Here is a 14963-nt window from a genome sequence, read left to right on the forward strand (position 1 = left end):
TGACGTTAACTTACTCGACACACCAAGCCTTTAAGATAAAAGCCTTCAGGGTAGTTGCTTGACACTGGGTGATCAGCAGCTTGCGTCATTCGTTGCACAAAGTGCACAGTGCGCTGTGCATCGAGCGCGGCATCGGCAACCACTTTTTGAAATAATTCAGCAGACAGAAGTCCCGAGCAGCTAAAAGTAAATAAAATACCGCCTGGATTCAAAATCTGCATCGCCAGCATATTGATATCTTTATATCCTCTGCATGCCCGATTTAACGATGCTTTTGAATCTACAAATTTAGGAGGGTCTAAGACAATCATATCAAAACGTTTGCCAGCCTTTTTATAATCTCTTAACGCCCGAAAGACATCCTGATCAACGAAACTTACTTTTTCTAACGGTAGATCATTAATTTCAATGTTACGTTTAGCTGTCTCTAATGCCGAGTCTGAAACGTCTAAATTTATGACGTGTTTTGCGCCCCCTTTGAGCGCGTAGCTGGCAAATGTCCCTGTGTAGCTAAAACAGTTTAATACGGTTTTGTCTTTGGCGTATTGGGCGGCTAATTGGCGGTTGTCTCTTTGGTCAAGATAAAAACCGGTTTTATGGCCGCGTTTGAGATCGACAATAATATTGAGGTCATTCTCTTTGATGACGATTTCATCGGGGATTTCGCCATGCAACGTCTGGACAAGTTGTTCTAGGCCTTCTTTGGCGCGAACAGCCACATCACTGCGCTCTAAGATACTGCAATCTGGAAAGTATTTTTTAAGCGCCCAAACAATTTTACCACGGTGCTTATCCGCACCTGCTGACAACAGCTGGCAAACCAATACTGAATCGTACTTATCGATAGTGACACCGGGAAGCCCGTCAGATTCGCCCGCCACTACGCGATATCCAGTGGTATTTTGTTCTTCAATCATATCCTTACGAAGTGCCATTGCCTGTTCGATACGACGCAAGAAAAAACTATTGTCGATGCTCTCTTTTTCATCAAAGGTCCAAACTCTGGCTTGAATTTGTGACTTTGCTGACCATGCACCGCGTCCCAGAAATGCCCCTTCGGAGCTAACAATATCAACGGTATCTCCGTTTCTAACGGTACCTTTAAATTCTTTGATCGCGCTGGCAAACACCCATGGATGTTTACGTCTTAATGATTTTTCACGAGTTGGTTGAAGTATTAGAGTTGCAGTCATGTATTGTCCAATTAATGGAATATCGATAGATTGTATCTTAGCATGAGGAGAATCCTCTAGATCTGATTAAGTTGGTAAAAAATATGTTGCCTAAAACGATGCACTACATCGATTACGACCCAAACAAAGACCTACATGCAATGAAAATTGCGTCAACGGCATTGCCAACATTTGGTGATGATGACGTTTTGATCAAGGTATCTGCATTTGGTTTGAATCGTGCCGATACGCTACAGCGCCAGGGGAAGTATCCGCCGCCACCGGGAGAAAGTGATATTTTAGGTTTAGAAGTGGCTGGCACAGTGGCAGCAATAGGTAAAAATGTAACAGATCTAAACCTTGGCGATAGGGTTTTTGGCTTAGTCGCTGGCGGAGGCTATGCCCAATATGCGCGCATTAAAAGCGCGCATATTATGTTAACACCAGCTTCTTTGTCGGATGAACAGGCAGCAGGTATTGCTGAGGTATTTTTAACGGCTTATCAAAGTTTGTTTGCATTAGCGTCGCTCAAAAAAGGACAAAACGTCCTTGTCCATGCAGGCGCGAGTGGGGTCGGATTGGCAGCCATTCAATTAGCCGTAAGTGTTGGCAGTTCAGTCGCGGTAACATCATCATCTGACGTTAAGTTGGCCCGTTGTCAACAGATGGGGGCAACGCATTTAATCAATTACCATGATCATTGTTTTGCCGAATATTTGCGAGATCAACACTTTAACGCCGATGTGATCATTGATTTTGTCGGTGGGGATTACGTCAATAAAAACCTCAAGGTCTTACGTCAAGATGGCATTATAGTGCAGTTAGCGATGTTAGCTGGACGCTATGTAGAACAGTTAGATATGGCGTTGATGTTAATGAAACGGGCAAGACTTCAAGGCTCGACATTGCGAAGCCGCAGCGATGATTACAAAACCCAGCTTATCGCTGGATTTCGTCAGCACTTTTTTGATAAATTTACTCAGGCTAAACTCATCGCTAATATCGATACTGTTTATGCTGCCAAGGACGTTGCTAAGGCCCATCAGCGGCTTGAACAAAATGAAACTATGGGAAAGCTGATTGGCCGCTGGCAGTGATTGTAGAAAAGGGCAGGGGCGGCTAAGGATTAAAACCGCTATCTTCCAAAAGGTCGTTAGACTCAGCCGCAGTGCGAGCCAATTCATCGCAACGCTCGTTTTCTGGATGCCCAGAATGGCCTTTAACCCATTTCCATTCTACGTTATGGCATTGAACTGCCTTATCAAGCTGTTTCCATAGGTCGGCATTTTTAACCGGTTTCTTATCTGAGGTACGCCAGCCGTTTCGCTTCCAATTCTTAATCCATTGATTAATCCCATTTTTTACGTACTGGCTGTCCGTTGTTAAGGTTACCTGGCAGCGCTCAGTCAACGAGTTTAACGCTTCAATGGCGCCTAGCATCTCCATTCTATTATTGGTGGTGTGTTTGAATCCCTGACTTAACTCTTTGGTGTGTTGGTTAAACTTTAACACAGCGCCATAGCCACCAGGCCCCGGATTGCCTAAACAAGAGCCATCGGTATAAATTGATATCTGTTTCATACATTTATTCGTGATTTAATCATGTGGGCAAGTATAATGATGTGAGTTGTTAAATGCACTTGAGATATTCCCCATGCGCCAAATAATATTAGATACAGAGACTACCGGCATCGATCCTCGACAAGGACATCGTATTATCGAAATAGGGTGTGTAGAGATGATCAATCGTAAACTCACCGGTAATCACTTCCACGTTTATATCAACCCCGATCGGGAAGTGGAACAAGAAGCGATTGAAGTGCACGGCATTACCAATGAATTTTTGGCTGACAAACCTAAATTTAAAGAAGTGGTCAAAGGATTTATCGACTTTATTGAAGGAGCGCAATTGGTTATTCACAATGCGCCCTTCGATGTGGGCTTTATGGATCATGAATTTAAATTATTTAATCCATTTGAACCAATAAAAACAGCTAATATCTGCACCATACTGGATACCTTGATTTTAGCGCGCGAACTACATCCAGGGCAGAAAAACAATTTGGACGCCTTATGTAAACGCTATGGCATTGATAATTCACATCGTGAGTTACACGGCGCTTTACTGGATGCTGAGATTTTAGCTGACGTTTACTTGCTAATGACAGGCGGACAAACCGCCCTGAATTTGACCGGAAAACAAGCAAAAGAGAACGAAGACGATAGCCAAGAACAGATAGTCCGTCTGGATGCCAATCGAAAACCGCTCAAGGTTATTCATGCGTCGGCCGATGAATTAGATCAACACAACGCCCGTTTACAACTAGTTGAGGAAAGCAGTGGTTCGTGTATTTGGCGGCAACAACACTAGATCCATCTGTACATGGATAGTCCCTTTGTGGCTTACAATGTGCTGCAGTACCTATGCTGTGGCGCAAGCAACGAGCGACAGCAAGTCAGAGCAAACTAGTCAACCTCTAGTGGAATTAGGGGATGAATTTCACAACAGTATTAAACTACTGAGCAACCGCTTTCGTATTGATTATAAAGTGGAAGAAATCACCATGGTTTTTTTCCGCGAATATGGCAGCGCGCCCATTGTACTTGTTCAACCTGACGGTTCTAAACTGTTTCAAAGTGAAGCCGATGGCGAAAATCTATTTTGGTATGATGCGTCTACCTATGATCTGATCAACATTAAAAACCCAACGCCAGGCCCCTGGCAAGCGGTAGGGCAAATCTTGCCCAACAGTCGAATCATGGTGATCAGTGATATTGAATTACATGCCGATCCGCTACCAGAGGTTTTATTCTCGGGTGAAATCCTTAAACAAACTGCTCGCCTGACGAATGGTGGCGAACCAATCGATGATCCTGAAATTCGCGATGTGGTCTCATTAGAGATTAAATTTGTCAGTACTAATAATCCAAACTTCAATAATTTTGGTGCAGAAGCACAAACCATCGCGGTGTTTGAAGATAATGGTCGAGGAATGGACGAACGCCCACTTGATGGCATCTTTACCGGCCAGTTTAATCTGTCAGTAGCAAATGGACAATGGAGCCCGGTGTTTGTGGTAAGCACGCCTATGTTATCACGTGAACAAGTGGATCCACCGTTAATGCTGTATCCTAACCCTATCAAAATTAATATGATTGAAGACGGCGGCGGCGACGGTTATCACAAACTAGTGGTCGATGCAGAGCGCGAGTTTGTCGATATGGAGTCCTTGTTGATTGATGGTAAGGTGCGTTTTCCCAACGGTGACGTGCAAAACTTTTCGCTTACCCAACAAATTCCTGATGCCAGAGAATATTTAATCGTAAATTACGAGGCGGGTGTTTACCGCATTAAACTGACCGCTTATGGCAATACCAAAAGCGGAAGAGACTTTATTCTCGATGTTCCCGAATATACCTATTTAGTTGAGGAGCCCGTTGTTGCCGAGCCTGCAGTCGAGGTCAGTGACACCAGCACGAATTCGGGGGATTCAGCTTCATTGGTAGAAGCTGGTTCTCAACTTGCATCTGATGGTATGGATGACACTGAGCAAGATGAGATGTCGCCTGGCTTGTTTTGGGGGTTGATCATCGGTATTAACTCTTTCATTCTTATTGTAGGTGGCGGATTACTGTGGTTTTTCCTAAGACCCGCTAAAGCATCACTGCCGCAAGAAGAACTAACTGAAGCAACTGAATCGATAGGATTATTGGAAAAAATCCGCAACCTTAGAAGTAAGAAGAGCAAACAAGAGCCCAGTCCTCAAGTTGATAAACCTGCAGATGAGGCAGGGATTATCGATTTATCGTTACCCAAAGATAATTAGCTCTATCGCCGCACAAAATTCGCGCAAATCTTGATACTTTGAACAAATTTAAATCAAATAATCAACTAGGTCACTTTAATACGTAAAAACTGGTTGACTCACCTAGGGTGAACCCTTATTATCTGCGCCGCAGTTGGCTAGGGGCTCTTTGAGACTTGGTCAGCAGCGATGCAATACTTTTTTGCGGAGTGGTAGTTCAGTTGGTTAGAATACCGGCCTGTCACGCCGGGGGTCGCGGGTTCGAGTCCCGTCCACTCCGCCAACAGTATTGTAAAATTTGCGAATGGAGTGGTAGTTCAGTTGGTTAGAATACCGGCCTGTCACGCCGGGGGTCGCGGGTTCGAGTCCCGTCCACTCCGCCAGCAAATTATTCGTTTTAAAATGCGGAGTGGTAGTTCAGTTGGTTAGAATACCGGCCTGTCACGCCGGGGGTCGCGGGTTCGAGTCCCGTCCACTCCGCCATTTAAAACATCCAAGCTTTTAGGAAACCGTGGAGTTTCCATCCCCAGAAGCTTGGCAGACACCTCAACCCAATTTATCTTTTGAGTGACAGAACGCAATTCATCAATCGAGTTGTCTTTTCCCTAGTCCAGTTTATTTAATTTCCTGTGTGATCATCATTTGCTCGCCAGCGCCTAAATGTTTTGTTTGTGTTACTGCCGTCTCGACACATAACATCGTTCGATAGCCATTATCGCTCATATCCTGCATTTTCTGGCTGTTTTCAATCCAGGGATTCCAAACCACAATACTATCGTGGCCGCTTGACGTTATCTGAGTTTCGAATTCATCGACAAGCGTTACTTGTGGAATGGCCGATAAATGAATGCGGTCAGTTTCCTGTGTGAACTGGTATGGGGTAGGGGTGACTAATTCTTGCCAGTTTTGCGTTTTATCTCGATAAACACCACTAACCCCCAGCAATTGTGTTGTAGCGATATCATTTACTTTAAAATAGGTATGCAGCGCGCAATTCAGTGGTAGGGACGCAGTATCCAAATTGGTAGTGTGTAAACTAATACGCAAACTTTTACCGACATCAACGGTTAACACGCATTGCGTTAGATGGGGCCAGCCTGGACCTTGACAGCTTTGTGGCGAAAAATGCAGTCTGAGCCCTTTCTCGCTTTCTTGGAACTCTACCAAATGCCACACTTGTGTGCGCACAAACCCATGAGAAGGGAGATCATCTCGTTGTTGATTGTGGGCATCACTAAACCAAGGCCAACAAACAGGGACACCTCCTCGTATTGGCGTTTTGTTGTCAAAAATGGCGTTATCACTTAACCACAGCCGTTCACGATTATCCGATTTGGGGATGTAACTGAGAATGTGTGCTCCAAAGAGCGCAATCTGTGCAGACGCATGTTCATTATCTATGCACAGAACATCTACATCACCGCGCTGGATGATAGACATTGAATTAGGTAGCTGCATGTTCAAACTCCTTGGATTTTGCGTCGATTTGATGATGACTATCGCAGTACAGCATAAAATCGAAAATGAATTAGTGCATGTACTTAATGGCTGCCAGATTAGCACGTAATTAATCGTGAGCCTATTGGCGTTCATGGAACCAAAATAGCGGGTTTGTTGAAATTTAGACATCAAAAAGGCGACACTAGGCCGCCTTTTGAAAACATAGCTACTTATTTGCTGATGTGGGCCACCAAATCTAATGTTTTATTCGAGTAGCCAATTTCATTGTCGTACCAAGAAACCACTTTTACAAAGGTATCTGTTAACGCGATACCAGCACCAGCATCAAACACCGATGTTCGGGTATCACCAATGAAGTCCTGCGACACTACCGCATCTTCTGTGTAGCCTAAAATGCCTTTAAGCTCGCCTTGTGAGGCGTCTTTCATTACTTTGCAGATATCATCGTAAGTCGCCGGTTTGGCTAGATTCACGGTAAGATCAACCACAGAGACGTTCGCCACTGGTACGCGAAACGCCATTCCGGTCAACTTGCCGTTTAATTCAGGGATGACTTTACCTACTGCTTTTGCTGCGCCTGTGGATGAAGGTATGATATTTTGACTGGCGCCACGTCCACCGCGCCAATCTTTTGCAGAAGGGCCATCAACGGTTCTTTGCGTTGCAGTGGTGGCATGCACTGTGGTCATCAAGCCATCTACAATGCCAAAGTTATCATTTAACACCTTGGCAATTGGCGCCAAACAGTTAGTCGTACAAGATGCATTTGATACTATATCCTGTCCAGCATATTGTTTATGGTTAACGCCCATGACAAACATAGGAGTGTCATCTTTAGACGGTGCAGATAAGACCACTTTTTTCGCACCTGCTTGAATGTGCTTTCGGGCAGTCTCATCGGTTAAGAATAAGCCTGTTGCTTCGACGACAACATCAACATTGACTTTATCCCAAGCCAAGTTGGCTGGATCGCGCTCAGCGCTCACACGGATCGTCTTACCATTGACGACTAGACTGCCATCTTTGACTTCAACGGTGCCGTCGAAGATTCCATGGGTCGAATCGTATTTAAGCATATATGCCATGTAGTCAGGATCAAGTAAGTCGTTGATCGCTACAACTTCGACATCCGCCCGTTGGCAAGCTGCTCTAAAAACAAAGCGTCCGATTCGGCCGAAACCATTAATTCCAACTTTGATAGCCATGAAAATTCCTCGCTGTCACTTTAATATGTAAGATTATTACAGAAATTATGGATCAAACTCAACAATAAGGCAAAATATTCACCAAATAATGTTATTTTATTACGAAAACTTGTATGCAAACGTATTCAATAACGTTATTTTTACAACTTGACTGATAATGTTTAACTAATCAGTCTAGTCAAATAATTTACAGGACACTAACTAGCATGACTTCTCCGTTAATCGAAAAACTTGTGGAGCTCAAAGGCGTCGAATCCAACTATATTGACGCATGGGGAAAGCCGGCAAAGGTCAATGATCAAAGCAAACATAAACTATTGAAAGCAATGGGTTATCAGGTTGATGATCCGGACGCACTTGAAAAACAAGTTGAAACAGAATTTCAGCAAATGTGGATGTCGCCGTTAAATCCGGTTCAAGTAAATCGTGAAAACGAAGAATTATTCATTACTGTCAGGCTACCAATTGAATTGGTTAACGATAATTTTGTATTGTCGATTATCTGTGAAGACGGCAGCGTATTTGAACAGACGTTTGTACCTATAGATGGTGACTTAATTAATTCAAGTATCTTAGAAGATATTGAATTCCAGGAATATTTGGTTGAGATAAAACACGCTCTGCCGTTGGGTTATCATAACTTGAAATTATTAGCTGAAGATGCTGACGAAATTGCATCGATGCGTATGATCATGGCGCCAAACTCCTGTTATCACCCGCAGCATTTATTAGATGGCGAAAAAGTGTGGGGCCTTAGTGTACAACTCTACTGTTTGCGCAGTAAAAATAACTGGGGTATTGGTGACTTTTCAGATCTGTCGCAATTGGTCGCGTCTGCAGCTAAAAATGGTGCAAATTTTATTGGTTTGAATCCAATTCACGCACTTTATCCGGCTAATCCTAATGCCTGTAGCCCTTATGGACCATCATCAAGACGCTGGCTAAACTTTATCTACATTGATGTGACTGCAATTGATGGTTTTCACACAGACTCGGTGCAGGCGTTGGTAAATGATGAAGAATTCCAAGCCAGCTTGGCATTTGTCAGAAATGTTGATTACGTGGATTATGAAGCGGTCACGCGTCTGAAATTAAGTGCTTTAGAAGCGATATTCAATTATCAGAATAATCAATACCTAAGCAAAAACACTAAACAGAATAAAGCGTTCAAACAATTTGTCGCCGAAGGTGGTGAAAGCCTACAAATGTTAGCGGTGTATGATGCGTTGCAGGAAAGTTTAGCGAGTCAGGGCAAGCCATCTTGGGGATGGCCTGTGTTTCCTAACGAGTTTGCTGATTATGATTCTGCCGCAGTAGCGAAATTTAAAAAAGCCAATGCAAAACGGATTAAGTTTTATCTGTTCTTGCAATGGCAAGCTGCATTGCAGTTAGAAGCGGCTAATGAAATGGCGGCATCGTCTAATATGTCAATCGGTATCTATCGTGATCTGGCGGTTGGTGTCAGTGAAGGTAGTGCCGAGATTTGGGGCAACAAAGATTTATATTGCACTGATGCTAGTGTTGGCGCTCCACCTGATGTGTTAGGGCCATTAGGACAAAATTGGGGTTTACCGCCGATGGATCCGGCTAAATTATATCAACAACAATATCAACCAATCATCGATTTGTTTGATTCAAACATGAAGTCATCTGGCGCATTACGTATTGACCACGTGATGGCGTTGCTCAGATTGTGGTGGGTAGTGCGTGGCGATGATGCAAAAGAAGGGGGGTATGTTTATTATCCTGTTGATGATTTGTTGGGGATCTTAGCGCTTGAGAGTCAGCGTCATCAAAGCTTGGTGATCGGTGAAGATCTTGGCACAGTTCCAGAAGAAATTAAGAGCAAATTAGCCAGCAACGGCGTGTATTCCTATCGTGTGTTCTTCTTTGAACAAGCACCTGATGGTGGATTCTTTTCTCCTGCACATTATCCAGTGCAATCCATGTCGACCCTGACTACCCATGATATGCCAACTTTGACCGGCTATTGGCATTGTGACGATTTAGAACTTGGTAAAGAATTAGGTTTGTATCCTACCGACGAAATTTTAACTACCTTATACGCCAGTCGGCACGATAACAAACAAGAAATACTGAATAGTCTACATGGGCATAATTCTATTCCACAATCGATGGATACTAATGTCGATCACCTTGGTATGAGTCAAGAGCTGAATTTTGGCATGCAGACTCACATGGCAGCTGGCTCCAGCGCTTTGTTAAGTTTGCAACTTGAAGATTGGTTACAAATGGATAAGCCCGTCAATGTGCCTGGCACCTATATGGAATATCCCAATTGGAAACGCAAACTAAACCGAGAACTAGAGCAAATATTCAACGACCCTGAATTACAACAGCTCGCTCACAATTTAACTAACTCAAGAAAAAAGGCTAGCCAAAAAGATTAACTAAATTCTGGACTAAAACGGTTAAGTCGCGTTACTTTGTAGTGTGACTAGGACCAAAAAGGCAAAAACATGCTGTTAGAAGATCAGTTGAAACAGGCGTTATGCACACATCCATTTGAATCGTTGGGGATGAAAAAGGAAGAGGGGGCAACTAAATTTACTGTTTGGATGCCAGGGGCATTACATGTTTCTGTAGTGGAATTGATGTCTGGTAAACACGTCGGGAAACTCAAAAAGCAGTCTGGCTCTGATTTGTTTATTGGCAGTTTCAAACGGGTAAAAGCCAATCTTGTTTATGCATTAAAAGTTGAAAATTCAGAAACTGAATATCAAGTTATCGATCCTTATCAGTTTCAAGAACAAGCCTATCATGCGGTCCATTTTGTTGATCACGCACCGGAAAATGTTTATCAGCAGCTAGGTGCGCAGCTTCTCGAGTTAGATGTAGGCATAGACGCACCTGTTAATGTGACACGATTTGCCGTGTTTGCGCCTAATGCCAGTGCTGTTTCGGTTATCGGCGACTTTAATTACTGGGATGGTTCTTGTCATCCAATGCAAAAAACCTCTATGGGATACTGGGTACTGGTGATCCCAGGAGTGCATGCCGGTCACAAATACAAGTATCAAATCAAAGACGCTAATGGTAACCCATTACCGCACAAATCTGATCCTGTTGGTTTCAGTAATGAACAATACCCATCGCATGCCTCAGTAGTTTACAATCACAACGAATATGAATGGCAAGACAGTGAATGGATGTCAGCCAACCAAGCCGACAAATATCGCCAAGCAATGAGTATCTATGAAGTACACTTAGGCTCATGGAAAAGACCGGACGACAAATCTTCTAATCGTTATCTCACCTATCATGAACTTGCTGAACAACTTATTCCGTATGTTAAAGACATGGGATACACCCACATTGAAGTGTTACCTGTTTCAGAATTCCCGTTTGATGGTTCATGGGGATATCAACCCGTAGGTATGTTTTCACCGACCAGTCGATTTGGCGATCCAGACGACTTTAAACATTTTGTTGATCAGTGCCATCAGCATGGCATTGGCGTGATCATTGATTGGGTACCAGCGCATTTTCCAGAGGACGGTCATGGTCTTGCACGCTTCGATGGCACGCATGTCTATGAGTATTCAGATCCTAGAAAAGGTTGGCATCCAGATTGGAACTCCTGCATTTACGACTTTGGTAAAGACACGGTGCGCCAGTTCTTGGTTGCTAACGCATTGTTTTGGGTCGAGAAGTTTCATGTTGATGGACTTCGAGTCGATGCCGTTGCCTCGATGTTATACCTTGATTACTCTCGTAAACAGGGGGAGTGGATCCCAAATGTCGATGGTGGGAACGAAAACTATGAAGCCATCAGTTTATTGCAATGGATGAATCAGGCAGTCTACGAAAAATTCCCCCATGCCATGACGATTGCCGAAGAGTCCACCTCATTTCCTAAAGTGTCACGTCCGGTGTTTGAAGGGGGCTTGGGCTTTGGTTTCAAATGGAACATGGGGTGGATGCATGACTCACTGCATTACATCAGTAAGGATCCCTCATATCGACGTTACCATCATGGCGAAATCACCTTCAGCATGGTGTATTCCTTCACTGAAAACTTTGTATTACCGATTTCCCACGACGAAGTGGTTCACGGTAAAGGCGCATTGATCCGTAAGATGCCGGGTGATGAATGGCAGCAAGCTGCGAATCTGCGATGTTACGCCGGCTTCATGTATGCTCATCCGGGTAAAAAGCTAAACTTTATGGGCAATGAAATTGGTCAAGCCACCGAATGGAATCACGACAGTTCTGTGCGTTGGGACCTGCTGGAATTTGACAAACATAAAGGGATCCAAGCGCTTTATCGGGAACTAAATGGGTTGTATAAAAAGCTACCCGCGTTATACGAAAGTGATCACGATCCTAAGTGTTTTAGTTGGATTGATCATGAAAATTCAGAACAATCGGTTCTGTCGCTATTGAGATTATCCCAAGATGGTAATCAAAAACTGATATCGGTCAGTAATTTCACGCCTGTGCCGCGCAATGATTTTAGAATTGGTGTACCGACCAAAGGAAGCTATAAATTGGTATTTAACTCTGATGATAAAGCGTTCTGGGGAAGTGGCTATAAAGTCCAAGCGACGGTCACTGCCGATGATGTGTCCTGGAATAATCAACCCCATTCTATCCGGGTCAATTTACCGCCCTTGGCAACTTTGTTTTTAGTGCTTGGCTAATGGCTATCGAATTGTTTGAACAAACCGGCGTTGAACAGCAATATCAGGTGACTGAGGGAAGCTCGCACCCCCTTGGCGCCACATTATCTGATAGCGGCTGTAATTTTGCGGTGCATTGTCCAGATGCAAGCAAAGTGATGTTGTGTTTGTTTAAATCGGATACTGAAGAGCCTATTCAATGTGTTGAACTTATCGCTAAAACCGGTCAAGTCTGGCACAGTCATATTGCCAAGTTGGAAGCAGGGCAATTGTACGGATATCGAACCTTTGGTCAAAATCAGCCTAGTTCAGGGACTTATTTTGATCCGCAAAAACTATTAATAGATCCCTATGCTAAATCACTCAATCGACCGATTGTGTGGAATCGACGCCAATACCAAAATGATAGCCATTTTATGGTGCCTAAATGCGTTGTAGTTGACTCACAATCCAATCCACATTGGCACGATACTACACGGCCACATGTTGCCCTTGAAGATACGGTTATTTATGAAACCCATGTCAAAGGCTTAACCCAATTACATCCTCAGGTACCAGAAGAGGAGCGTGGCACCTACCTTGGTGCTTGTCACCCTGAGGTTATTAAGCATTTGAAGTCTCTTGGGGTAACTGCGGTGCAATTTATGCCGGTTACGGCCTTTATGCCCGAACCCTATATTTCGGAAAAAGGGCTGACTAATTATTGGGGCTACAACCCCATCAATTATTTCTGCCCAGAGCCTAGATACGCCGTAAAAGATGCTATTGCGGAATTCAAAACCTTAGTCAAAGCCTATCATCAAGCGGGTTTGGAAGTGATACTGGATGTGGTATTTAATCACACCGCAGAAGGCACTAGTGATGGGCCTGTGTTATCGTTTAGGGGGTTTGATAATACCTCTTTTTACTTGTTCGATCGCAATGAGTTTGGCGTGGTTGATTACACTAAATATGTCAACAATTCAGGTTGTGGAAACAGCGTAAATACGGCATACCCCTATGTGTTGAAAATGGTCATGGATGCACTTCGATACTGGGTGAGTACGATGGGAGTCGATGGATTTCGATTTGATCTTGCCGCTGGGCTTGGCAGAGATCCTTATGAATTTTCCAGTTTGTCCGGTTTCTTTCGCACACTCAGACAAGACCCTATTTTAGCCGATGTTAAGCTTATCGCTGAGCCATGGGATATTGGACATGGTGGCTACCGACTCGGTCAGTTTCCCTCCCATTGGCATGAATGTAATGATAAGTTCCGTGATACGGTGCGTGGGTTTTGGCGCGGAGATGCTGGATTAACTGGCGAATTTGCGACACGTCTTCTAGGCTCCAGAGATATTTTCCCTAAAGGCAAACGTTCCATACATTCCTCCGTGAACAATGTGACTTACCATGACGGATTTACACTACATGATCTGGTCACTTACTCGCAGCGCCACAACGCCGCAAACCTAGAAAACAATCGAGATGGCCATGGTCATAATATATCTGCTAATTATGGTGTAGAAGGGCCCAGTACCGATCCCAATATTAATGCGTTGCGTGAAAAACAAAAACGTAACTTGTTTGCTACTTTACTTTTGTCACAAGGGATCCCACATATATTGGGAGGTGACGAATTAAGTCGTACCAAATCGGGTAACAATAATACCTACTGTCAAGACAACGAGCTGAATTGGTATGATTGGAAATTAAATGAGCGCCAACAGGATTTTTTAACCTTTTGCCAGCGTGTGGTGTCGTTACGTAATAGCAGCAGTATACTCAAGGCGTTGTCACTCCAAGACGACAGCTACAACCTGCACCACAATGTGGATGAGGTGAATTGGTATCGTCCCGATGGCGCAACAAAGATCGCGCAAGATTGGCAAGATCCAAATAATAAAGCATTTGCAGTTGAGTTAAAGGGCTGTGAAAAAGTCACAGACGAACATTGGCTTTTGATCTTTAATGCGTTTGACAACGACGTGCGTTTTCATCTTCCGGTGATTCAATCGGGTTCATGGTTGCTTGAATTAGATACCCGCTATGGCAAGCTGGCGCACCAACCAAAAGCCAAAGTCAGCAACGTTTTCTTGCAAGCCTATCGAAGTGTTACTGTTTTTCGAAAAGTCTAAGCACTTAATGAGTTATTGAACAATCATCCAATTAGCGCAAAATAGTCTATTTACCCTTTAAGGTTTATGAGAGGACTTTCAAAATGAAATTAACCGATCAACAATGGCGTGAAAAGCTTACCGAAGAAGAATACCGCGTTGCCAGACAAGGCGGCACCGAAAGACCTTTTAGCGGAGACTTACTACACAATAAAGACTCAGGGAATTATACCTGCACTTGTTGTGGGGAAGTGCTGTTTACTTCGGATGATAAGTTTGATTCCGGTTGCGGCTGGCCCTCATTCAGTGCCCATAGTGAACATGACAATGTCGAATTCAAGCAAGATAATAGCCTAGGAATGCAACGCATAGAGATCACTTGTAAGCACTGTAATGCACATCTAGGCCATGTTTTCAATGATGGACCTGCGCCCACGGGGCAACGTTATTGTGTTAATTCTGTGTCAATAAAATTCGATAAGAAGTAGAAAAAAGCGCCGCAAAGAGAAACTCTGAATATTTTTTTCGTAATCTTCTGACGCAAAAAGCGCTATTAAGCGGGCATTTATGGTCACTGATG

At 43.7% G+C, this 14963-nt stretch carries 11 protein-coding genes and 3 tRNA genes; 10 read left to right on the forward strand and 4 right to left on the reverse strand.

What is annotated here, in order from left to right; translation table 11 throughout:
- Nucleotides 1-5: 5 nt before the first annotated feature.
- A complete protein-coding gene (locus ABD036_RS11890) occupies nt 6-1193 on the reverse strand; it encodes a class I SAM-dependent rRNA methyltransferase (RefSeq protein WP_343860180.1) in 1188 nt (395 codons plus the stop codon).
- Between the two features lie 98 nt (nt 1194-1291).
- Between ABD036_RS11890 and ABD036_RS11895 the strand changes: the two genes are divergently transcribed.
- The gene (locus ABD036_RS11895; protein ID WP_425542570.1) at nt 1292-2269 is read left to right on the forward strand and encodes an NAD(P)H-quinone oxidoreductase; all 978 of its coding nucleotides are present in this window, start codon (nt 1292-1294) and stop codon (nt 2267-2269) included.
- 22 nt (nt 2270-2291) lie between these two features.
- Here ABD036_RS11895 and rnhA read toward each other — a convergent pair whose 3' ends face one another.
- Complete coding sequence (gene rnhA / locus ABD036_RS11900; protein WP_343860184.1) at nt 2292-2753, reverse strand: ribonuclease HI; 462 nt, start codon at nt 2751-2753, stop codon at nt 2292-2294.
- Nucleotides 2754-2826: 73 nt separating this feature from the next.
- On the opposite strand from rnhA, the gene dnaQ reads away from it, so the two are divergent.
- The 5 genes from dnaQ (at nt 2827) to ABD036_RS11925 (ending at nt 5461) form a co-directional block, all read left to right on the forward strand.
- Nucleotides 2827-3543 (forward strand): DNA polymerase III subunit epsilon, encoded by a 717-nt coding sequence (gene dnaQ, locus ABD036_RS11905; protein WP_343860186.1) that lies wholly within the window; start codon nt 2827-2829, stop codon nt 3541-3543.
- Between the two features lie 37 nt (nt 3544-3580).
- Nucleotides 3581-4999 (forward strand): TIGR03503 family protein, encoded by a 1419-nt coding sequence (locus ABD036_RS11910; protein WP_425542571.1) that lies wholly within the window; start codon nt 3581-3583, stop codon nt 4997-4999.
- A 185-nt stretch (nt 5000-5184) separates the two neighbouring features.
- Nucleotides 5185-5261, forward strand: a tRNA-Asp gene (locus ABD036_RS11915).
- 23 nt (nt 5262-5284) lie between these two features.
- Nucleotides 5285-5361 (forward strand) — tRNA-Asp (locus ABD036_RS11920).
- Nucleotides 5362-5384: 23 nt separating this feature from the next.
- Nucleotides 5385-5461, forward strand: a tRNA-Asp gene (locus tag ABD036_RS11925).
- 132 nt (nt 5462-5593) lie between these two features.
- Here the strand turns inward: ABD036_RS11925 and ABD036_RS11930 are convergent.
- Complete coding sequence (locus ABD036_RS11930; RefSeq protein ID WP_343860190.1) at nt 5594-6436, reverse strand: D-hexose-6-phosphate mutarotase; 843 nt, start codon at nt 6434-6436, stop codon at nt 5594-5596.
- A gap of 212 nt (nt 6437-6648) precedes the next feature.
- Nucleotides 6649-7644, reverse strand: coding sequence for a type I glyceraldehyde-3-phosphate dehydrogenase (gene gap / locus ABD036_RS11935; protein WP_343860192.1), 996 nt, complete (start codon nt 7642-7644; stop codon nt 6649-6651).
- A 206-nt stretch (nt 7645-7850) separates the two neighbouring features.
- Between gap and malQ the strand changes: the two genes are divergently transcribed.
- The 4 genes from malQ to msrB all read left to right on the forward strand — a co-directional run bounded on the left by malQ (nt 7851) and on the right by msrB (nt 14871).
- Complete coding sequence (gene malQ, locus ABD036_RS11940; RefSeq protein ID WP_343860193.1) at nt 7851-10055, forward strand: 4-alpha-glucanotransferase; 2205 nt, start codon at nt 7851-7853, stop codon at nt 10053-10055.
- A gap of 69 nt (nt 10056-10124) precedes the next feature.
- Nucleotides 10125-12308, forward strand: a complete 2184-nt coding sequence (gene glgB, locus ABD036_RS11945; protein WP_343860195.1) for a 1,4-alpha-glucan branching protein GlgB — start codon at nt 10125-10127, stop codon at nt 12306-12308.
- Entirely contained in the window at nt 12308-14404 is a 2097-nt protein-coding gene (glgX, locus tag ABD036_RS11950; RefSeq protein ID WP_343860197.1) for a glycogen debranching protein GlgX, read from the forward strand. Before glgB ends, glgX begins: the two co-directional genes overlap by 1 nt.
- Before the next feature lie 83 nt (nt 14405-14487).
- Entirely contained in the window at nt 14488-14871 is a 384-nt protein-coding gene (gene msrB / locus ABD036_RS11955; RefSeq protein ID WP_343860199.1) for a peptide-methionine (R)-S-oxide reductase MsrB, read from the forward strand.
- The last annotated feature ends 92 nt before the right edge of the window (nt 14872-14963 follow it).

The sequence above is a fragment of the Aliiglaciecola litoralis genome (genome assembly GCF_039523355.1).
GTDB lineage: Bacteria > Pseudomonadota > Gammaproteobacteria > Enterobacterales > Alteromonadaceae > Aliiglaciecola > Aliiglaciecola litoralis.